The following is a 21,369-nucleotide window of genomic DNA, read 5'->3' as shown; positions in this document are numbered from 1 at the left end:
CCGGCGGACAAAAAAGTTAGGCTGCCTCTTGTTGGAGGAAATCTTGAGCCATGGCGATCAGCTTCGTCCACCGGGCCGGCATATGGGGCAGATCGGCGAGCTCCGGGATGACGACAGGAACCCGGCCTTCGAGTGCACCGTGCGGGCGCAGGAAGTTGAAATACGCCACAAACAGCGTGACAAAGGAGACCGATCCTTCTTCCGCGCCAAATCCGTGAGTCGGCCGATAGTTGCCTTTAAACGTCCGGTTGAATCGCTCGATGATTTGTTTGAGCGCGCGGAACTCTTCGGACACCGGATCCTCATTGGTCAGTCCGATCACTTGGCGGACGTCAAACGGAATCCCGTGCTGGGCAAAAAAGTGCTGCGCCAGCAGGTAAATGGGATTGCCGTCGACGACGAACGACAAATCGTCCGGGATGGACGACAGCTTTCGCAGGACGTCATCGATGGCCCGGATGGCCGACAACGCATCCCGGTGGGGCGAGACGCGATACGACAACACCACTTTTTTCACGGCATCAAACATAAAAAACAGGTAATGCCAGCGTCCTTTCACGCGAATATACGTCTCATCCCCACAGAACGAGCCGGACAGCTCGTACGGGAACTGGTCGACAAATGGCTGAATCATGAGCGCGACGCTATTGGCGTAGTTGAGTACCGTCTGATGGGAGATCGACACGCCATGCACATCCTTCATGATTCCGGCTGTCTGTCTGGAGGACATCCCATAGTTAACGTAGTACGTCAACACGAGTCCGAGGGTGTGCGACGACACCGCCAGACGAGACAAATCGACCTTTGGCTTTTTCGGCGACGATGGGGCCAATGGTTGAAAGTCAAACAAAAACTCACGGAACAGATACCGCACCTTGAAGGCTTGAGGGTTCTGCTGGAACCGTTGGCGTTCTTTTTGGCTCATCCGGCGAAGGTTCTTTTGGTAAAACGGGCAGTCGTTGTTCTTGCATTTGTAGATGTAGTAGTCCTTGCGTTCTTTGATTTTCTCAAGCGTTTGGAAGCAGTGCGGGCAACGAAAGACCGCTTGCTTTTTGAACCGATTTCGATGGTTGAACCGGCATTGGCACACTTTGCATTGGTACTGCCCTTTTCCGCCGTTGTTGGTGTACAGGTAGGATGACGGCGCCTGGCAACGGGGACACGTCAACGAATCCGGAACACGGTGTTTAGCGTTGTCCCGGCGTTGGATCGGCGGCAACGGACGGCCGTGCCGGGCTTCGTAGTCGGCTAAAAGCTGCCGGTAGTCGAGTGTTTCTGGGACATCGATGATGGGAAGGTCATCGACTTGAAGTTTTCGGTACGGTTTTCGAACCGGTTCGTCCATGTCTTTGCGGCTTAAGGATTTTCCTAATAAGGCACCAATTAAATAGACAATGATTTGATGTTGGGACTTGATTATTTCGAGCAAATAGGCTAATAATTGAGGTAACAAGCTTGTCACTCCTTTGTTTTGGGTGTTGGGTGTGGGGTTACCTCAATGATGGCCTAAAACAACGGGGGTGGCAAGCTTTTTTTATTCTCACCGTTGAAACTCAATGAAAAACAGTGAGTGTGGAGGATAAACTTTTGACAATACCGTGAAGAGATAAGGAGGTGAAAAATGTATTTCTGCATTAAACAGCAATTCAATGGCTTAACGAAAGAAGAATGCTTAACTCTTGGAGAACTATGTCGTATTGCTAAGAATCTGTATAACGCAGGCTTATACAATGTCCGGCAATACTATTTTGAGCATAAAGAATTTCTAAATGATGGAAAAAACTGTCGCCTTGTGAAAACGAATGAAAACCATAAGTTGTTAAATAGCAATATAGCACAACAAATTTTGAAAAAGGTCAATGAGGCTTTTCAGTCTTCCTTCGATTTGGCGAAACAAGGAAAAGATGATTATAAAGCGATCAGTCTTGCAAAATATCTTAAAAGAAGTAGACGACCAAAAACCAGTGTATTTGTGTACAATAGCGGTAAGGGAATGGATTGCACGTAAACATAGATTCCGTGTGAATGGGGAACGATGGGGGGAGTCGAACATGCGTCGGTGGTGGAAACGGCTATTTTATGCAGGCGGTATCTCCTTGTTTATTGGAAGCGCTTCCTTAACTACCTATTGTGCGTGGAATGTGTATATGTATTCGGGGGTGGGAGAAGAAAAGACGCTCGCTAAAGCGAAGGATACGTATCATTTCGTACTCGTACCGGAGGAGCTTGACAATGATTATTGGCGGCTCGTTGAAAAAGGGGCGAAAGCAGCAGCAAGAGAACTTGATGTTGACCTCGAATATATCGGACCGCGGCAGGCAAATATTGATGAACACTTGCGCATTTTGAAAAAGGCGGCGGCAGCGAAGGTTGATGGGATCATCACCCAAGGACTGACGGAAGTGGAATTTGTTCCGGTGATTAACGAAATTGTCGACAAGAATATCCCGGTGTTGACCATTGATACTGATGCCCCAACGAGCCGGCGTGTCGGCTATATTGGAACAGACAACTACTACGCTGGATTTATCGCCGGCCGGGCGCTGGTCGAAGATACGCAGGGGATGGTGAATGTCGCTATCATTACCGGCAGTTTGACCGCGGTTCACCAACAGCAACGGGTGCGCGGGTTTCGTGATGCGGTGAAGAATGAGAAACGGATTCGCATCGTGGCGGTCGAGGAGTCGCATATCACAAGAGTGCAAGCGGCTGAAAAGACATACACGATTTTGAAAAAGCACCCGGAAGTCAACGCCTTTTATGGTACGAGTGCTCTTGATGCGATCGGTATTGCCCGAGTGGTAGAACAATTTCACAGGGAGCAGGAAACGTATATTATCGGATTTGACACGCTGCCGGAGACGATCGAGTATTTGCAAAAAGGGACGATTGAAGCGACAGTTGTCCAAGAACCGTATGAAATGGGGTACCGAGCGGTGAAAATGATGGCCGACATCGTTGCTGGACATGATGTGCCGGCTATAACGAACACAGAGACGAAAGTCATTCGGAAAGAAGATTTACCGCTGCGCCCGGCGCGCAATTATGAGGTCAAGACACCATGACACTGGCATCTGCGGCTTCTGTAGAAGGCCGGTGAAAACCAGTGTTTTCCTTGAGCGAACGGTCATTGTGTGCAACGAGAAGCTGATGTAAAAAGGCTTTTCCGTTTGGGGAACATTGCTGTGAAACGAGATGTTCTATTCCATCAATCAGTCTAGTAGGACGGGCTGAAATCGGCAGAAGGCGGACGAATGCCGCCGAAACAGTGAGGACGTATGATGAAAAATGGATGTCCTTCGTGTTCGAATACGCCCGGCTTGAACGCGGCGATGTCTTCATTGGTTGGATCAACTTGATGTCCGAGAAAGTTTGACTTGAAGCGGTACAAAGATGATGTAGACAACAAAGCGCTGGTGACAGCGGGGGGAAGCTAGGATGAACATCCGCACAAAGATGTTGCTTTGTTTTACCGTTTTTTTGCTTTTGTTAAATGGAGCGGTGTTTCTTTTATATCAAACTAGTGAAGAGATGATGAGTGATTATGATCGCCGGATGCGCCGATTGTTGTTGCTGAATGAAGTGTCGCAACGGACAAACCGGTTGATGGAGCAGCTGAATGCGTATGTATCGGAAAAAGAGGGGCGATACGCGCGCGCCTATGAGCAGGAGGTACACTGGCTGCAACAACACCGCCGCCAAGTTGGTGCTATCTTGCCGATATTGTCTGACCGGTTGGCAGCAGAAAACTATGAACATATGATCGAAAGTTTGTTAGAGGAAGCAGCGCTCACGGTCTACCATTTTCAGGCCGGAAATATTAGCTTGTACTCATCCCATCTGCATGAAACGATGAATATTGCCCTTTTTTTGCAGGAAGAAACGTTAAACTTAATTGATGATGAGTTAACGGCTTATCAACGACGGTACGATGAAGTCGAACAGCGTAACCACTATTTCCGGTATATGGGAATGGGGTTGTTTGCGACAACGCTTTGCTTCGGTGTGCTTCTTGCTGTGTTTTTCTCCGGCAGTTTGACGAGGCCGATCATCCAGCTTGCACATGTAGCCCGAGAGATCGGCGCCGGACGGCTCGATGGGCCAGATGTAAATCCGACAACGAATGATGAACTGCGGCTGCTCACGATCACCTTTAATGACATGCGCCGCAATTTAAAACAGCTGATTGCAGAAATGAAACAAAAAGCCGAGCTCGACCGGCTTGTGAAGGAGCTGGAGCTTAAAAGTTTGCAAAGCCAAATCAACCCGCACTTTTTGTTCAATACGTTGAATACGGTCGCGAAGATGGCGTATTTGGAGGACGCCCCACAAACATCGCGGCTGATTGAGGCAGTGGCAGCGATTTTACGCTACAATCTGGGCGATTTGCAGCGGACGGTGACGCTTGCCGATGAGGTGCGCGTTGCTCGCGAATATTTTTTCATTCAGCAAACGCGCTTTTTTGACCGGATCAAGTTTTCTCTTGAGGCAGAGCCGTCTTGTCTTGGCCAGCGGCTTCCGCCTTTGACGTTGCAACCGCTGATTGAAAATGCGTTCATTCATGGCATCGAATCATATGAACAAGGGGCGGAACTGACGGTGTCGATTGCCGAAGGAGAGAGCCGGGTGATCGTGGAAGTGCGCGACAATGGAGTCGGAATGGACGAGCAAGTGAAAACGGAATTTGAGGCGTTCATTCGCGGGGAAGAGAGGGAATCGCGCCGCGAGGAAGGGCGCGGCCATTCGACCGGCATCGGTTTGCGCAATGTCATTCGCCGCTTGCAATTGTTTTATGGCGTCACCGATGTGGTAGATATCGAGTCGGCGCCGGGGAGAGGAACGACTATCCGGCTGCGGTTGCCCAAATGGACGAAGGAGGGATGAGCGATGAATGTGGTGATCGTCGATGATGAAGCATTGGAGCGCAAGGCGCTTTGCAAAATGATTCGCGACCATCTACCCGAGATGGAAGTGGTGGCGGAGGGTGCCAACGGGCGCGAGGCGGTCGAGATCGCCAAGCGTTATCGTCCAGATATCATGCTGATTGACATCAAAATGCCCGCTCTTGACGGACTGCAAGCGATTGAAGCCATTCGCCGCGACGGCCTCGATATCGAGTTCATTATTGTGTCGGCGTTTGATTTGTTCGACTATGCAAAACAAGCGATGCGCTTTGGGGTCAAAGAGTATTTATTGAAACCGAGCCGGAAGGAGGAGGTGATTTCAGCTTTAGAACGGGTCAGTCAAGCCGTAGCGGCGAAACGGCGACATGAAGAGAGCAACCGCCAGCTGCAGGAGCAGCTTCGCCGGTTGCAGACACTGGTGGAAAGCGAATGGCTGTCCGTCCTGATGACGGAAGACGTATCGGCTGATGAGTGGGAACGGTGGAAGGAGCTGCTGCCGTTTTCGCTAGCGACAGGAATGTTTATTGTCCTTCAGTTTCCTGATAAGGGGAAGGTCGATGAATGGAAATCATGGCTCGACAAACAGCTGGATGAGCGTGCGCCAGTGCGCTATATAATGGGACGGATGGGGAATGGGCGCCTGCCGATTTTGTTTTTCCAAAGCCCCGATGATGGTGAGTTGGCTTGGAAGCCCACTATTCAAACATTGGCATTCGATTTGACGCGGCAGTTTTCCGCTCGGTACGGTGCCGCGCTGTATATCGGACTTGGCTCCCCTGTTTCGCGCTTGGATCAGCTTCGTTCTTCATACTATGAGGCGTTGTCGGCTGTGCGCTATTATGCAGAACGGCAAAAAGCGCAAGTTGGATTTCCGCCCGCAGAGGCGATGTACGCTAGTAGGGCGGCGGAACGGGATCAACAGCTGTTTGAGTCATTGCGCCTTGGTGATATCGAGCAAGCGCGGTTGGTGTGTCGAACGTATATCAAGGAACTGACCTCATCCTACTCACTGCCGTCTGCTGTTCGCAAGGCGGAAGAGGCATTGATATGGATTGGGCGCCGTTTATCTGAACTTGGGATTCGCTACGAGCGGATCGCTTCGTTTACTTCTTGTCGGTCGGCGGCTGAGTTGCAGCAGGCCGTGTTGGATGAATTGGACCGCATTGCTACGGATCTTGAGGTTTGGCGCCACCAGCATGCCCACGGCAAACTCGGCAAGGCGAAAGAGTACATTGACCGTCATTATGCCGAGCCTCTGACGCTTGAAGAAGTGGCCGAACATGCTGGGATGAGCCCGTACTACTTCAGTAAACTGTTCAAAGAACAGTTTGGCGTCACGTTTATTGACTATGTGACGAACGTGCGCATCGAGCGGGCAAAAGAAGCGCTCGTTCGCACCGATTTTAGTTTAAAAGAAATATGCTTTTCCGTTGGCTACAACGATCCGAACTATTTCAGCCGCGTGTTTAAAAAACAAACGGGCTGGTCGCCGAGCGAATACCGAAAAAAACTGCAGAGGCGGTAGCCGATGCAGCCTCACCCATCTCCAACAAAACATTGGCTCGCCTCCCGACTGGGCGGGCTTTTTTGATGTTGTGCGACCGGTGATTCCCCTGCTAAGCTACAAACAGCTTGACAAGAATGGATGCCGATGAGGCAGCTGTCGTGACCTGTACCTTGTCAACGCTCCACCACGTACATTCTAATGTAGAAACAAGAGGCTTCTGCGCTAAAAATGAGGAATATGGACAAGCCGCTTTTCTTTTTTCCCTACAACAAAAAAGTGAAGAAAAACGCAAAAAAGTGAAGGAATCAAGTCGTAATCAGACTAGTGGCGCATGATAAAATCACTATTGAAAAGGTTTTCAAAAAAGGGGATAAAGGGGGAGGAACATGCGAAAGAAAGCATCCGCATGGTTGGCGTTGGCGCTTGGTGTCGGGATGGCGCTGTCGGGCTGTAGCTCGAACTCTTCTTCATCCGATGACGCCAAACAAGGCAGCCAAAAAGCAGGAGAGAAGCTAGAGATTTTCAGCTGGTGGACTGGAGCCGGTGAGGAAGACGGTCTCAAAGCATTGATCAAACTGTTCCAAGAAAAACATCCGGATATTGAAGTCGAAAACGCGGCGGTAGCCGGCGGGGCCGGAACGAACGCCAAGGCGGTCCTAGCGAGCCGCATGCAAGGGGACGACCCGCCATCGACGTTCCAAGTGCACGGTGGGGCGGAGCTGAATGAAGGTTGGGTCGCTGCCGGTAAAATGGAGCCACTCAATGACTTGTATGAACAAGAAGGTTGGATGGACAAATTCCCGGAAGCGCTCATTGACATGGTAAGCAAAGATGGCAACATTTACTCCGTTCCGGTGAACATTCACCGCGGCAACGTGCTTTGGTACAACAAAAAAGTATTTGCCGACAACGGGCTGCAGCCGCCGAAAACATTTGACGAGTTTTTCGAAGTGGCGGATCAGCTAAAGGCAAAAGGCGTTACGCCGCTAGCACTTGGCGATAAAGAACCGTGGACCGCGACGCATTTGTTTGAAACGGTGTTGCTTGGCACACTCGGAACGGACAACTACCAAAAACTTTGGAACGGGGAACTGTCGTTTGACGCTCCACAAGTGAAACAAGCAGTTGAAACGTTTAAGAAAATGCTCGGTTACATTAACGAAGATCATAGCTCGCGCAACTGGCAAGATGCGGCTCAGCTTGTTGCGGAAGGAAAAGCGGCCATGTACGTGATGGGGGACTGGGCCAAAGGCTATTTTGTCAACGACTTAAAATTAAAAGTGAATGAAGATTTCGGCTATGTGCCGACCCCGAACACCGACGGCAAGTTTATGGTCATTACTGATACGTTCGGCTTGCCAAAAGGTGTGAAAAATCCGGACGATGTGAAGAAGTTTTTAGCTTTGCTTGGATCGGTCGAGGGGCAAGATGCGTTTAACCCGCTGAAAGGCTCAATTCCAGCCCGTATCGATGCTGACCCGTCAAAGTATGACGAATACGGCAAACAAACGATGGAAGATTTCAAAAACGCAGAACTGGCGCCAAGCTTAGCGCACGGATCAGCAGCGGCAGAAGGTTTTGTCACAAAAGTGAACCAAGCGATTAACATTTTCGTCACGCAAAAGGATGTCAATTCGTTGATTGACACGCTTGTTTCGGCTGCAGCGGAACTGAAGAAGTAATGAAGGAAAAGGGGACGGGAGCCATTCTCCTCCCCTTTTCTCGTATTCATCGCAAGGAGGGATGATGATGGAAACGGTAAAAATCGCGCCAGCGAAAGAAACGACGACCGTTCCTGTGGCGCGGAAAAAGCGAAAATGGACAGCTGATCATTGGCTGGCAACAGCGTTTTTGGCGCCGTCGGTCGTGCTCATTTTCCTATTTGTTTATGGATTTATCGGTTGGACAGGATATGTTTCGGTAAGCAATTGGAATTCGCTCGTTCCGGATTGGTCATTCGCCGGGCTGAAAAATTATCAGTATTTATTCCAAGATTTCCGCTTTCAAGCTGATTTGCGCAATACGATCGTATTTACAGTGCTGTTTATCGCCGTCGTGATTGTGCTCGGCCAACTGCTTGCTATTTTGCTTGACCAAAAGCTGCGAGGGGAATCGTTGTTTCGCAACATTTTCTTTTTCCCGATGGCCTTATCCTTTGTTGTGACCGGGGTGGTGTGGCAATGGTTGTTTAACCCGTCAACGGGCGTGAACTTGTTTTTAAAACCGCTTGGCCTAGATTCCAAATGGTATACGGATACAACGATCTTAGGCGGATTTCAATGGGGCAAAATCGAATTTGGCATTCCATTGGCGATGATTGCGGTTGTGGTGGCAGCGGTCTGGCAAATGACCGGTTTTGCCGTCGCCATGTATTTGGCCGGCTTGCGTGCGATTCCGGATGAAGTGCGCGAAGCGGCGCGAATGGATGGAGCGACCGAGCTTCAATTGTATTGGAAAATCATTTTGCCGCTGTTGCGGCCGATTACGGTCAGTGTCATCATCATTATGGCGCACATTTCACTGAAAATTTTTGATTTAATTTACGCCATGACCGGACCGGGTGCGAACTTTGTCACTGATGTGCCCGGAGTGTATATGTTTGAAACGACGTTCCGCGGCAATTATTATGCGAACGGAGCGGCGATTGCGATTGTGATGTTGCTGTCGGTCGCCATTTTTATCGTTCCGTATCTCATCTCGAGCCGCAAGGGGGAATCGTAATGGCGAAACAGTTATGGGCGCGGCCATTTTTGTATCTGCTTGCACTGGCGATGAGCGTATTTTTCCTCTTGCCAGTGTATGTCATGATTGTGACGAGCTTAAAACCGCTCGATGAAGTGACATTGGCTGACATGTGGAAACTGCCGTCAGCGGTCGATTGGAGCAGCTATGCGACCGCATTTGAGAAACTGGCTCCAAACTTTTGGAACTCGATTTTGCTTGTCGTACCAGCGACACTGCTATCCGCATTGCTAGGGTCACTCAACGGTTATGTGCTGTCGAAGTGGAAGTTTAAAGGGGCGGATACGCTATTTACGCTCATTTTATTTGGCATGTTCATTCCATATCAAAGCATCTTAATTCCGTTGATTCAATTTTTGCGCGAAATCGGGTTGTACAACACGATTCCGGGGCTGGTGTTCGTCCATGTTGTCTACGGCATCCCGATCACAACACTGATGTTCCGCAATTTTTACGCCGCCATTCCGGATGAGATGATCGAATCGGCGAAAATCGACGGCGCCGGGTTTGTCCGCATTTTCCGTTACATTATGCTGCCGTTGTCGATCACCGGATTTGTCGTTGTTGCTATTTGGCAGTTTACGAATATTTGGAATGAGTTTTTGTTTGCCGTGACGATCACGACGTCGGACAAACAACCGATCATGGTTGCCTTGCAAAACTTATCCGGCAGTCAAATTGTCCAGTGGAACGTACAAATGGCCGGCGCTTTGTTGGCTGCACTGCCAACGTTGTTCGTATACATCTTCCTTGGCAAATACTTCGTCCGTGGACTGCTTGCCGGCTCGGTGAAAGGATGAGTTGGTGGAAAGGGCAACGGGTGTGTCAGGAGGAGCTGCCTTGTTGGCGGCTCTTTTTCGTTTGGTAAAAATAGTGGCAACAATATTCATTTGCCGCTCGCTGATGATATGGGCGCCTTTTCTTTCAGCAGCAGATAAGTGGACATCGCTTGTAAAAATCGCAAAAGAATAGCCATTCACGTTTGATCGGTGATGGCAAAAAGAGAAGTACGCTTGATGCCCCTTTTCAGTTTACCGTTGAGTCCCTTTCTATTAAGATAAGAGCAGAACAAGTGAAGAAAGAGGGGAAACACATGATTCTAGGAGCGATTGAAGCTGGGGGGACGAAATTTGTCTGCGCTGTTGGTGATGAGCACGGGAGAATTCACAAGCGAGAGGTGTTTCCAACGACCGTGCCAGAAGAGACAATGGCCAATGTCATCGAGTTTTTCCGTCCGCATGGCATTGAGGCGATCGGCGTCGGGTCGTTTGGCCCGATCGATCTGCGTCCTAGCAGCCCGACGTACGGCTATATTACGAGCACGCCGAAACAGGCGTGGACGAATTTCGATTTTGTTGGCACACTGAAACAATATTTTCCGGTACCGATCGGTTTTGATACGGACGTGAACGCGGCGGCGCTCGGCGAGCTGCGATGGGGGGCGGCGCAAGGGCTGGACAGCTGCCTCTATATGACGGTCGGAACCGGCATTGGCGTTGGCGCGGTGGTGGAAGGGCGGCTGCTGCATGGGCTGCTTCATCCGGAAATGGGACATATTGTTGTCCGCCGTCATCCGGATGATGCGTTTGCCGGCATATGCCCGTACCATGGCGACTGCTTAGAAGGGATGGCGTCTGGCCCGGCGATCGAGCGGCGCTGGGGGAAAAAGGGAGCAGAATTGGCTGCGCGCAATGAGGTGTGGGAGCTTGAAGCGTTTTACTTAGCTCAAGCTATTGCTGACTATATTTTCATTTTATCACCGGAAAAAGTGATTGTTGGTGGCGGTGTCATGAAACAGACGCACGTGCTGCCGTTAGTCCATCGCTATGTGCAGGAGTGGCTTGGCGGCTATATTCAGCACGAGGCAGTTCTTACAAACATTGAGGCGTATATCGTCCTTCCGGGGTTAGGCGATAATGCTGGCATTTCAGGAGCCTTGGCGCTTGCTGCCGCAGCGTTGGAATAGTAGGATGACGGCTGTTCATGGCCTTTTGCAGGGCTATGGACGGCCGTTTTTGTTGGCGATCCGTCTCTTTGACCTATGTTCAAAAAACTATTTATATTCGTGACTGTCCGGTCAAAAAACCATGATTTTTTAGTTGCATAAATTGATAATCGTTGTTTATAATAGCGTTGACTGTTTGGTCATAGAGCGTATGGAGGCGAGGACAATGGGCGATGTCCGTCAATTGATTGAATGGTTACGGCAGCGTGGGGTGCGGGCTGATTTTGTAAAGCCACGCGCATTGTTGCCATCTTATCGGCAATGGGAGGCGGCGAATAGGGAAGGAATGAGCCATTGCCATGGATGAACGGCGCGTTCAATTTATCGAAACAGCGATGAAGTTATTTGCTCAAAAAGGGTATCATGCGACATCGATTCAAGATTTAGTTGAGGCATGGGGCATTTCCAAAGGGGCGTTTTACCATCATTTTACTTCGAAAGAAGAATTGTTGTTGGTGGTACTGAAGTATTATAGTGAGAAGATGATGGCCGATTTGACAGCAGCGGTTGGCGGGTCAGAAAAAGAACAGTTCGTCCGCCAGCTGGCTGCTCATTTTTCGCATGTCCGCCAATACAAAGAGTTTTTGCATATGATCATGTCGGAACAGCTGCCAAAAGTCAATCCGGAAATTGAGCAGTATATGTTCTGCCAACATGGGCGGCTCTTTTTATGGTATTGTTCGCGTCTCAAAGACGTATATGGGGAGGCAGTCGAGCCACATCTTTATGATGTGGCGATGATCGTGAACGGTGTCATCCGACAATATTTGTTTTATTTCTTTTTCCACGAGGAGTCGTTCGACGCTGAGGAGGTAGCTCGCTTTCTCATGCGGCGCTTCGATGCGATCATCGACAGCTTTGCGGCAGATGAACGTCCACTGTTGACGAAGGAGTCATTTGCCTCGTGGATAGAATTGGAAGAGCGCGAGCGACAAAAGCGACGAGAGCGTCTTGCTTCGGCGTTTTCCGCCGTTCGGGAGGCGGCGAAGGAACTTGGCTCGAAGAAGGCGGATGATGTGCTTGAGGCGGTCGACGCGCTCGAAGAAGAGCTGCTCGGGCGTCATGAGCCGCCGCGCACCTATCTGGTCGATGCGCTGCTTTTATATTTGCGCCATCAACAAGCGCCCTCACTTGCGGCGGCCTTGGCCGAGCTGAGCCAAGAAATTAAAACGTATCAACAATTGAATGGATAGGAGAGAGACAGATGGAAAAAGCATTAGCAGCGCCAGCAAGTACGATCCGGCATCGTCCGCTGCTTATTACGGGACTCATTATCGCTATGTTGTTTGCAGCACTTGAAGGGACGATCGTCGGAACAGCGATGCCGCGCATCGTGGGAGAGCTCGGCGGGCTTGGCGTGATGACATGGCTGACGACAGCGTATATGTTGACATCGACGACTGTCGTGCCGATCGCTGGTAAGCTCGCCGACTTGCTTGGACGGCGTCTCGTGTATGTGAGTGGACTTGTCATTTTTATGGCCGGCTCTGCACTTTGTGGCATGGCCAACGATATGACCCAGCTTATTATTTACCGCGGCATTCAAGGAATCGGCGGCGGAATTATGATGCCGATGGCGATGATTGTCGTTGGTGACGTGTTTACGGGGAAAGAGCGTGCGAAATGGCAAGGGGTGTTCGGCGGTTTGTACGGCCTTGCTTCAGTGCTAGGTCCACAAATCGGCGGCTTTATCGTTGACCATTTGAACTGGCGTTGGGTGTTTTATATTAACTTGCCGGTTGGTATTTTAGCAACAGTGCTGATCGCGATGGGCTTAAGCAAATATAAAGCTGAAGGGCCGGTGAAATTTGACGTTGCCGGAATGGCGACGCTGACGGCGGGAGTCGTCAGCTTGTTGCTTGGGTTGACGTTTGGCGGTGACCAATATGCGTGGGGCTCATGGCAAATCATCTCGCTGTTTGCGGCGGCGGTGATCTTTTTCGCCTTGTTCATTTGGGCAGAAAAACGGGCTGACGAGCCGATCATCCCGCTTTGGCTCTTTCGCAATCGGACGTTTACGTTGTTGAACGGCATCGGCTTTTTCATGAGCGTCGGCATGTTCGGAGCCATTATGTTTGTTCCGTTTTTTATGCAAGGCGTGGTTGGGGTGAGCGCCACAGAGTCAGGAACGATCATGACACCGATGATGGTTACGATGATTATCGGCAGTGTCGTTGGCGGTCGACTCGTCTACCGAATTGGCGTGAAAACACAGCTGATCATCGGTATGGCCATTATGTTGGCGGCGTTCGGTTTGCTTGGCACGATGGATGTCGATACGTCCAAATGGACAGCAACAGTATATATGATCATACTCGGGCTCGGCACAGGGCTTGTGATGCCGATTTTAACGCTCGCTTTGCAAGAAAGCTTTCCAAAATCGGAGCTTGGCGTGGTGACGTCTTCAAGCCAATTTTTCCGCTCAATCGGCGGGACATTTGGCATGACCGTTCTTGGCGCCATCATGAACCATCGCTCAAGCGCTTTGCTTGATGAACGATTGATGCCAAAGCTTGAAGCGTTGCCGGCACAGGCGCAAGGGCTTGTTGACCGATTTGCGGATATGATTCATAACGATCCGCAAGGGCTGTATTCCGTCTTGCTTAGCCCGGAAGCGATGAAGAATATTCCGGCCGCACTGCGCGACATGTTCGTGCCGGTATTGAAACAGTCACTCGTTGATTCACTGCAAGCTGTCTTTTTGTTTGGGCTTGTGTTTATTGCGGTGGGCTTGCTGTTCGTGTTCGGCTTAAAGCGGATTACGCTTTCCGACCGGGACGAGGCGATGAAAAAGATGAAGCAGGCCGAATAAAAGAAAAAACTCCGCGACAGGCGGAGGAGAATGAAAGTGAAGGACCGTGTCGATTGGAATCGGCACGGTCCTTTTGTATGTCTAGCAGGGGGCATCCTGACCATACTGTTTGTCTGTTCGCATTAACCACTTCACTCATGGCTGCGTCCCCTCTCCCGGATGGAGGCCGGCTATGGTTGTGAACGGTGAAATGACACGATCCCGAGGTGACCATGACCTAGGGCGCGCCGCGGGTTAATATGGTCGGTGGGCCTGGACGATGTTTGGTCATTGTCAGCAACTATGGCGTGCTTTTATCCGACGGTTGTCCGAAGACGCGCGAGCGGGTGAGAAAGCGAACGCCTTCCGGGCCTTCAAGCGAAAACATGCCGCCGCGCCCGGGAACGACATCGATAATCAGCTGCGTATGCTTCCAATATTCGTATTGCGCCTTGGCAATGTAAAACGGACAGCCGCCGATTTCGCCAAGTAGAATATCGGAATCGCCAACGATCAGCTCGCCGAGCGGGTAGCACATTGGCGAACTGCCATCGCAGCAGCCGCCAGATTGATGGAACATAAGGGGGCCGTACTTCGCTTTCAGCTTTTCAATTAACGCCAGCGCCGCTTCTGTGGCGACAACTTTCGGTTCATCACTCATTCCGTGCACCTCTTTCGCATGCGTATAGATTTATTTTCGACATTGACGGTAGCCGCCGCTTGGCAGACAATGAGCAAGACAACAACAGTGTCATCAAGACAAAAGAGGGTGTCCCGAACAGAGCGGGACACCTTGGCAAAATGATGAGGATCGCCTCAAAGCGAAGAGGCGATGAAAGGGTGGATGGGTGAGTATTAGAACAAGCCGAGTTTTTTCGGCGAATAGCTGACAAGCATATTTTTCGTTTGTTGGTAATGGTCGAGCATCATTTTGTGTGTTTCGCGGCCGATGCCGGACATTTTGTAGCCGCCAAACGCGGCGTGGGCTGGGTAGACGTGGTAGCAGTTCGTCCAAACGCGGCCAGCTTGAATGCCGCGCCCGAACCGGTACGCGGTGTTGATGTCGCGCGTCCAGACACCAGCACCAAGGCCGTACAGCGTCTCGTTAGCAATCGCGAGTGCTTCATCGTTGTCTTTGAACGTCGTGACGGCCAACACCGGTCCGAAAATTTCTTCTTGGAAAATGCGCATTTTGTTATGGCCTTTGAAAATGGTTGGCTTCACATAGTACCCGCCGGCGAGCTCTCCTTCAAGCATGTTCCGCTCACCGCCTACAAGCAACTCGGCCCCTTCTTGTTTGCCAATATCGATGTATGACAAAATTTTCTCGAGCTGCTCAGACGACGCTTGGGCGCCGATCATCGTTTCAGTATCAAGCGGGTTGCCTTGTTTAATTTGTTTGACGCGCTCAAGCGCCCGTTCCATAAAAGCATCGTAAATCGACTCGTGGATGAGGGCGCGTGATGGGCATGTGCACACTTCACCTTGGTTTAAGGCGAACATCGTAAACCCTTCGAGCGCTTTATCGAGAAAATCATCATCTTTTTCCATTACATCAGCAAAGAAAATGTTCGGGGACTTGCCGCCAAGCTCAAGCGTAACCGGAACGATGTTTTGCGAGGCGTATTGCATGATGAGACGTCCAGTCGTCGTTTCGCCGGTGAATGCCACTTTCGCCACACGCGGGTTTGAGGCGAGCGGCTTGCCGGCTTCCAAGCCAAAACCGTTCACCACGTTGACGACGCCAGGTGGAAGCAAATCTTCGATGAGTTCGATGAGGACGAGAATGGACGTCGGCGTTTGTTCCGCCGGTTTTAAGACGACGCAGTTACCGGCCGCAAGGGCTGGCGCGAGTTTCCAGGCCGCCATTAAAATCGGGAAGTTCCATGGGATGATTTGCCCGACAACGCCGAGCGGTTCTTTAAAGTGGTAGGCGACCGTGTTATGATCGATTTCCGAAATGGTGCCTTCTTGGGCGCGAATGCAGCTGGCAAAATAGCGGAAATGGTCGATGGCAAGCGGAATGTCAGCTGCCAATGTTTCGCGAATCGGTTTGCCGTTTTCCCACGTTTCAGCCACTGCGAGCATTTCTAAGTTTTCTTCCATCCGATCGGCAATTTTGTTCAACAAACGGGCGCGCTTTGCAGGTGACGTGCGTCCCCACTCCTCTTTTGCGGCATGGGCAGCGTCAAGCGCCAGTTCAATATCGGCGGCTTTTGAGCGCGGCACTTCGCAATACGGCTGCCCGGTGATCGGTGTGATGTTTTCAAAATACTCACCGTCCACCGGTGGTACCCATTTGCCGCCAATAAAGTTTTCGTAGCGTTTTTTGAACGTGACAAGCGCCCCTGGCTGGCCTGGTTGTGCGTAAATCATCCCCGATACCCCTTTCATTTTATTGTTGTATACGTTTTCAATTAAAGGAATATTTAAAAAATTCCTTTCAATGCTTAGATTAGCATGGCTGGACAATGTTGTCAAACGAGAAAGGAGCTATCCTAGGAAATTGGTCGGAAACGGTTGTTTGGCTAAAGAAAGCCATTCGGTTCGAGTGCGAAGGGGGGCTCAAAAGCAAGTGAGCCCCTCTTTTCCACTACGGTATACACTTGAATGGATTGGTAAGTTTCACTTGCGGGCACAGACATCCTGTTGAGTCAGCCCCTTGCCCGAAACGGCCGATTAATCCACCTCAAGCCCCTCAAGCCAGCGGCTCGCGTATACGCCACAAAGGTGATGGAACACTTCGAGCAGTTCGTTCGGATCAGCAGCGAAAAACGTACGCGCAGCCGATTCGTTTTCTTCCCGGCCGAATTCGATTAAAAAATCGGTGGCGATTCGATTAAACAAGAGCAACGCGCTATAAGAGCGTTCCAGTTGACGTTTCCGTTCTGCCGCATCGTCGATTTCGGCAAACGGGCGTTTGTACCGATCGGTGAGCTCTGGCAACTGGCGTCGGATTGCCTGCTGGGCGTCGGTGAGCATTGCCTCGATCGTACCCGGTGACAAAAATGTTTGCTCGCGCAGCATATAGCCCCAAATTTGTTTTAACGCGTGCGCCGATTCGCTCGCAAAAGCGATATTGCTAAGCAAATCGTTCATATACTGTTCCTCGTCCGTTGCTTGAATGCGCAGTTTCATAATGATTTCGAGCACATCGGAATGGACTTTTTCTTTCTGCCAAGGCTTCGTCAATTCGTGAAGCAAGATAGAAAGCAAACGAGCTGCTTCGTCTTTTGTCATCATCAGCCAATCCTTTCGTGGCAAAGTCATCGATTCCATTTTATCACGCTAGCTGGCGAGCCTCCTACCCCCCCCTGAAAAAGTACGGGGGATTGGGAATGACTGCGAAGGAAAAGAAAGGGGGAGCGTGTCTGCGATGAAGCGCACGAGAGAGAGGGAGATGTCTGAATTGCCAGAAGACAGCCGTTCGCGTATGATGATGATAATAGGAAAATCGCGCAGGATATCCGGACGAAATCGAAGCATATTCGAGGATGTCTGGCATATGCTCGAACAAACAGAGGAAGAAAGGGGAGAGAGGCATGAAGCCGTTGCGCTTGCGCGGCCATCATTTGCTTTGTGTGCACGGATTTCGCGGCATGGGCTACAGTCCTTCGTTTGTCGAAAAAATGTGGGAGATCGTCAAACGGATTCGTGATGAAGAGGACGATTTTCCGATTGAAGTTGTCGCGGCGCTTGATGAGGCGTGTCTCGCCTGTCCGCACCATGGCGAAGCGACATGCGAAGCCAGTCCGAATTCGGATGACCATGTGCGCTTACTCGATGGAAACGTCATCCGCCATTTAGGTTTGGAGGCGGGGAACGTATATCAGAAGTCGGAGTTGATCCGGCGGATAGCCGAAATGGTTGAGCCGGATGATTTGGATTATTTATGCCGCCATTGTTCGTGGCTGCCGCACGGCGTCTGCAAAGAAGGCATCGCCAATGTCCGCCGCGGAAACACGGCCCAACTATAAATGATTCCGGGGCTCATCGCCATTGTTGTTCCAAAGTGGCACATATTTTCACCATTCGCGGAAATTTCTAAAAAATGAATGATTTCACGAGCGGAAAAATGTGATATGATAAACAATTATAAAGACTTTCGACAGAAAGGGTCATGGAACATGAAAGTAGCCAAATTTGGTGGAAGTTCGGTGGCGAGTGCCGCGCAATTCCGCAAGGTGGCTGATATTGTCAGTTCGGACATTGAACGCCGCATCATCGTCGTATCAGCACCCGGTAAGCGATGCAAAGACGACGTGAAAGTGACGGATATGCTTATTCGGCTGGCTGAACAAGTGTTGGCTGGTGAACCGTACGACGAAACGATGCGGGCGATCACGAAGCGGTACGCTGACATTGCCGATGAGCTCGAACTGGAAGCCAACGGTTTTTTAGCTGAGCTCACAGATGATTTACAGTCAAAAATTAGCGCCTATCGAAATGAGCCAGCCCGCCTGCTTGATACGATAAAAGCGAGCGGTGAAGATCATAATGCCCGGTTGATGGCGCTCTATTTGCAAGATTTTGGGCTCGAGGCGAGCTATGTTAGCCCACTTGAGGCCGGCATTATCGTGACGGACGAACCTGGCAACGCCCAAGTGCTTCCGGAGTCGTACGACAAGCTGCGGCAGCTGCGTGAGCGTCGCGGTGTGCTCGTGATCCCGGGCTTTTTCGGCTATTCCCTATCCGGCCATATCGTCACCTTCCCGCGCGGTGGATCGGATATTACCGGTTCGATCGTTGCCGCAGGTGTAAAAGCCGACGTGTATGAAAACTTTACTGACGTTGATTCGATTTATTGCGTCAATCCTTCGATTGTCGCCGACGCGCGCAAACTGAAAGAAATTACGTATCGGGAAATGCGCGAGCTGTCGTATTCCGGCTTTTCCGTTTTTCATGATGAGGCGCTCGAGCCGGTATATCGGGCTGGCATCCCGGTTTGCGTGAAAAACACGAATAACCCGGCTGCGCCGGGTACGTGGATCGTTGCCAAACGCAACCATGTAGATGAACCGGTTGCGGGTATTGCTAGCGATACCGGCTTTTGCAGCATCAACATTAGTAAATACTTAATGAACCGCGAAATCGGCTTTGGTCGGCGCGTGTTGCAAATTTTAGAAGACGAGGGCATTTCATATGAACATACGCCGTCTGGTATCGATAACATGTCAGTTATTTTGCGGGCAAGTCAGCTTGCCGATGGAAAAGATGAGCGCATTTTAGCCCGCATCCGCGATGAGCTCGTCGTCGATGAAGTGACGATTGAGTACGGATTGGCGCTTATCATGGTGGTTGGCGAAGGGATGGAAAAAATGGTTGGGATGGCAGCCAAAGCGGCGACGGCGCTCGCGAATGCCAACATTAACTTAGAGATGATCAACCAAGGATCATCGGAGGTCAGCATGATGTTTGGCGTCAAAGAGGATGTCGTCAACGAGGCGGTTCGTGCGCTATATCACGCCTACTTTCAAGAGTTGACCGTTAGTCAGCCGTCATAAGGAAAAGGATGTCCGCGTCGCGGACATCCTTTTTTCATTGATTGTATCGTTTGTTTCCGCCATTGCTGCTTTTCGTGCATAGAAAGGAAGAGCTCGGAAAATACTACCAATGTATGCAAGCAGCAATGGAAGGGGGAAAACGATGGTGAAAAAATGGATTATTATGGCTGTTTTTGCGGTGATGTTAGCGTTATCTCCGGTCAGTGCAGCAGCTGCCATTAGCCGTGCGGAACTGGAACAGTACGTGGAAAGTGTCGGCTGGACGGTAAGCGATTTGCTTACTTATTTAGACCGATATGGATTGACCGTTGCTGATTTTCGCACCATGGAGGAGTTGAAACAATGGCTTGGTACGCCGCTGAACGAAGAGCGGCTCCATGCTGTGTTGCATCAGCACGGACTGACCGTCGAGGAGCTCGATGCACTGCTTGGACAGTTTGGCGAAACGGTGCAAGAGTACACGTTTGTGGAAGATTTAGATGCCGCCATTCGCTTTTACTCGCAGCATAACGATGCTATGCAGCAAATGAACGATTTGCTTGGGGCGTTAGGCATGACGGAAAAAGAAGTGAACAAACTCGCTCGTCATATCGCTTCACTTGGCAATCTGCAGCTGTCCGAGCAGCTAACAACGCTTCGTGAGCGGCTGCGTCCGTTTAAAGAAACGGAGGGACCATGGACAAAAGAAGCCCGTCGTAAACTGCAGGCGATTTGGAACGAGGCGCTCGATTTGTTGCAGCTTGAAGCAAAGTTCTATGTTGATGGACAGGAAACGGGATTCTCCGCAGCGACTGCATCGGCCGGAGCGAAACCAATCGTGGTCAAATTGTATAACCGTCAAGACGAGGAAATCGTCGATATTGCCGTTACGAGGGAAATGTTATCATCTGGTTACATCGTCCGCGCTGGGGAGAAAGGGATTGAGGCCGGTTTGTTGGCGCTTAAGATGAAGCGAATGATGTACGGGGAAAAACTCCCCGATACCGCTTCTCCATACTTGATGCACGCTCTCGCCGGTCTGTTGCTTATGTTTGCTGGGTTCTTTCTTTATCGACGGGTTGGACGGCTCAAAGGATGAGGCGCGATGGGGCATAAGCAACATGCGATCCATCTTCCTTGGCGACGTCGGGTGATTTGCTATGCGGCGTTCATGCTCATGGTCATCGGAATGGCGATAGCCGGCTGGAACGGGTATTGGTACATTGTTGGCTGGAAAGCGGCAAAGCAAGACAATGTCCATTCCCCTACACGGCATGCATCTGAGTTAGAAGCAAAAACGCGCTCGCAGGCTGCCTATTCACCCGAGAGTCAAAAAATCTCTCCTTCTCGGCCACTTGGCGCCTATCTCGGTGAATTGTCCATTCCGAAGCTCGGGGTGGCGATTCCAGTGTATGAAGGGGTCCGCGAACAAGAATTGCGCCGTGGCGTCGGCCATTATCCGGCAAGCGCTTGGCCGGGTGGCAACGGGCATGTCGTGTTGTCCGGCCACCGTGACACCGTATTCCGCCGCTTTGGAGAAATCGACATCGGCGACGCGCTCATCATCCGGACAGATGAGTCGATCGTTCATTATCGTGTCGTCAACATCCGCATTGTTGATGACGACGACCGAACCGTTTTGGTCGACAAGGCGCGGCCAACGCTGACCGTGACAACATGCTACCCGTTTCGTCTGATCGGTCCCGCCCCGAAACGATACATCGTCACAGCCCGCCCTGTTCGGACTGACACCGCCGCTCACATGACTTTGCCGTGACATGCCAATATGTCACATCGTTTCGGGAGAACCCCCTCGTCGATCGAAGCACAGTGAGGAAGTTGATGAACATAAAAAGAGGTGTCTCAAAGTCATGAGACACCTCTTTTATTTACTATATACACATGAAACGGCTTCTTCGTTTATTTCAATGGAGGAC

The 21,369-nt window shown here is 50.7% G+C and carries 19 protein-coding genes and 1 pseudogene; 15 read left to right on the top strand and 5 right to left on the bottom strand.

Features of this window, described 5'->3' with window-relative positions:
- Window positions 1-16: 16 nt before the first annotated feature.
- The gene (locus IC804_RS08245; RefSeq protein ID WP_081157677.1) at window positions 17-1,453 is read right to left on the bottom strand and encodes a DDE-type integrase/transposase/recombinase; all 1,437 of its coding nucleotides are present in this window, start codon (window positions 1,451-1,453) and stop codon (window positions 17-19) included.
- Window positions 1,454-1,621: 168 nt separating this feature from the next.
- Here IC804_RS08245 and IC804_RS08240 point away from each other — a divergent pair.
- Both IC804_RS08240 and IC804_RS08235 read left to right on the top strand, forming a co-directional pair.
- Window positions 1,622-1,945, top strand: a pseudogene (locus IC804_RS08240) (RNA-guided endonuclease TnpB family protein); the annotation flags it as partial.
- 106 nt (window positions 1,946-2,051) lie between these two features.
- Complete coding sequence (locus tag IC804_RS08235; RefSeq protein WP_081157466.1) at window positions 2,052-3,065, top strand: sugar-binding protein; 1,014 nt, start codon at window positions 2,052-2,054, stop codon at window positions 3,063-3,065.
- A 152-nt stretch (window positions 3,066-3,217) separates the two neighbouring features.
- Here the strand turns inward: IC804_RS08235 and IC804_RS08230 are convergent, their stop codons facing one another.
- Window positions 3,218-3,391: a hypothetical protein gene (locus tag IC804_RS08230; RefSeq protein WP_190300686.1), complete on the bottom strand. Its 174-nt coding sequence runs from the start codon at window positions 3,389-3,391 to the stop codon at window positions 3,218-3,220.
- 47 nt (window positions 3,392-3,438) lie between these two features.
- Here IC804_RS08230 and IC804_RS08225 point away from each other — a divergent pair, with 47 nt between their 5' ends.
- The 9 genes from IC804_RS08225 (at window position 3,439) to IC804_RS08185 (ending at window position 13,970) form a co-directional block, all read left to right on the top strand.
- Window positions 3,439-4,884, top strand: coding sequence for a sensor histidine kinase (locus IC804_RS08225; protein ID WP_011888263.1), 1,446 nt, complete (start codon window positions 3,439-3,441; stop codon window positions 4,882-4,884).
- 3 nt (window positions 4,885-4,887) lie between these two features.
- Window positions 4,888-6,429: an AraC family transcriptional regulator gene (locus IC804_RS08220; protein WP_008880402.1), complete on the top strand. Its 1,542-nt coding sequence runs from the start codon at window positions 4,888-4,890 to the stop codon at window positions 6,427-6,429.
- 368 nt (window positions 6,430-6,797) lie between these two features.
- Complete coding sequence (locus tag IC804_RS08215; protein WP_008880401.1) at window positions 6,798-8,093, top strand: ABC transporter substrate-binding protein; 1,296 nt, start codon at window positions 6,798-6,800, stop codon at window positions 8,091-8,093.
- A 67-nt stretch (window positions 8,094-8,160) separates the two neighbouring features.
- Entirely contained in the window at window positions 8,161-9,132 is a 972-nt protein-coding gene (locus tag IC804_RS08210; protein WP_029761391.1) for a carbohydrate ABC transporter permease, read from the top strand.
- Window positions 9,132-9,953 (top strand): carbohydrate ABC transporter permease, encoded by an 822-nt coding sequence (locus IC804_RS08205; RefSeq protein WP_008880399.1) that lies wholly within the window; start codon window positions 9,132-9,134, stop codon window positions 9,951-9,953. The genes IC804_RS08210 and IC804_RS08205 overlap by 1 nt, the downstream gene beginning before the upstream one ends.
- A 293-nt stretch (window positions 9,954-10,246) precedes the next feature.
- Window positions 10,247-11,119, top strand: a complete 873-nt coding sequence (locus tag IC804_RS08200; RefSeq protein ID WP_008880398.1) for an ROK family protein — start codon at window positions 10,247-10,249, stop codon at window positions 11,117-11,119.
- A gap of 205 nt (window positions 11,120-11,324) precedes the next feature.
- Window positions 11,325-11,465, top strand: a complete 141-nt coding sequence (locus tag IC804_RS08195) for a hypothetical protein (RefSeq protein ID WP_190300685.1) — start codon at window positions 11,325-11,327, stop codon at window positions 11,463-11,465.
- Window positions 11,458-12,351 carry a TetR/AcrR family transcriptional regulator gene (locus IC804_RS08190; RefSeq protein WP_008880396.1) on the top strand — a complete coding sequence of 298 codons (894 nt, stop codon included), beginning with the start codon at window positions 11,458-11,460 and terminating at the stop codon, window positions 12,349-12,351. The genes IC804_RS08195 and IC804_RS08190 overlap by 8 nt, the downstream gene beginning before the upstream one ends.
- 11 nt (window positions 12,352-12,362) lie before the next feature.
- On the top strand, window positions 12,363-13,970 hold the full coding sequence (locus tag IC804_RS08185; RefSeq protein ID WP_011888258.1) for an MDR family MFS transporter: 1,608 nt from the start codon (window positions 12,363-12,365) through the stop codon (window positions 13,968-13,970).
- A 280-nt stretch (window positions 13,971-14,250) separates the two neighbouring features.
- Here IC804_RS08185 and IC804_RS08180 read toward each other — a convergent pair whose 3' ends face one another.
- From IC804_RS08180 to IC804_RS08170, 3 genes are all read right to left on the bottom strand, one after another.
- Window positions 14,251-14,610: a DUF779 domain-containing protein gene (locus tag IC804_RS08180; RefSeq protein ID WP_008880394.1), complete on the bottom strand. Its 360-nt coding sequence runs from the start codon at window positions 14,608-14,610 to the stop codon at window positions 14,251-14,253.
- A gap of 194 nt (window positions 14,611-14,804) precedes the next feature.
- Window positions 14,805-16,325: an aldehyde dehydrogenase gene (gene adh / locus IC804_RS08175; protein WP_008880393.1), complete on the bottom strand. Its 1,521-nt coding sequence runs from the start codon at window positions 16,323-16,325 to the stop codon at window positions 14,805-14,807.
- 303 nt (window positions 16,326-16,628) lie between these two features.
- Entirely contained in the window at window positions 16,629-17,228 is a 600-nt protein-coding gene (locus IC804_RS08170) for a hypothetical protein (protein WP_011888256.1), read from the bottom strand.
- A 263-nt stretch (window positions 17,229-17,491) separates the two neighbouring features.
- On the opposite strand from IC804_RS08170, the gene IC804_RS08165 reads away from it, so the two are divergent.
- The 4 genes from IC804_RS08165 to IC804_RS08150 all read left to right on the top strand — a co-directional run bounded on the left by IC804_RS08165 (window position 17,492) and on the right by IC804_RS08150 (window position 21,209).
- A complete protein-coding gene (locus IC804_RS08165) occupies window positions 17,492-17,926 on the top strand; it encodes a DUF1284 domain-containing protein (protein WP_008880391.1) in 435 nt (144 codons plus the stop codon).
- A gap of 150 nt (window positions 17,927-18,076) precedes the next feature.
- Window positions 18,077-19,453: an aspartate kinase gene (locus IC804_RS08160; RefSeq protein WP_081157467.1), complete on the top strand. Its 1,377-nt coding sequence runs from the start codon at window positions 18,077-18,079 to the stop codon at window positions 19,451-19,453.
- Between the two features lie 109 nt (window positions 19,454-19,562).
- A complete protein-coding gene (locus IC804_RS08155) occupies window positions 19,563-20,531 on the top strand; it encodes a processed acidic surface protein (protein ID WP_081157468.1) in 969 nt (322 codons plus the stop codon).
- A gap of 6 nt (window positions 20,532-20,537) precedes the next feature.
- Window positions 20,538-21,209, top strand: a complete 672-nt coding sequence (locus IC804_RS08150) for a class D sortase (protein ID WP_081157469.1) — start codon at window positions 20,538-20,540, stop codon at window positions 21,207-21,209.
- The last annotated feature ends 160 nt before the right edge of the window (window positions 21,210-21,369 follow it).

The organism is Geobacillus sp. 47C-IIb (assembly GCF_014679705.1).
Lineage (GTDB): Bacteria > Bacillota > Bacilli > Bacillales > Anoxybacillaceae > Geobacillus > Geobacillus thermodenitrificans.
Note: the sequence above shows the minus strand (reverse complement) of the source record. Positions and strands in the feature narration are given on the sequence as shown.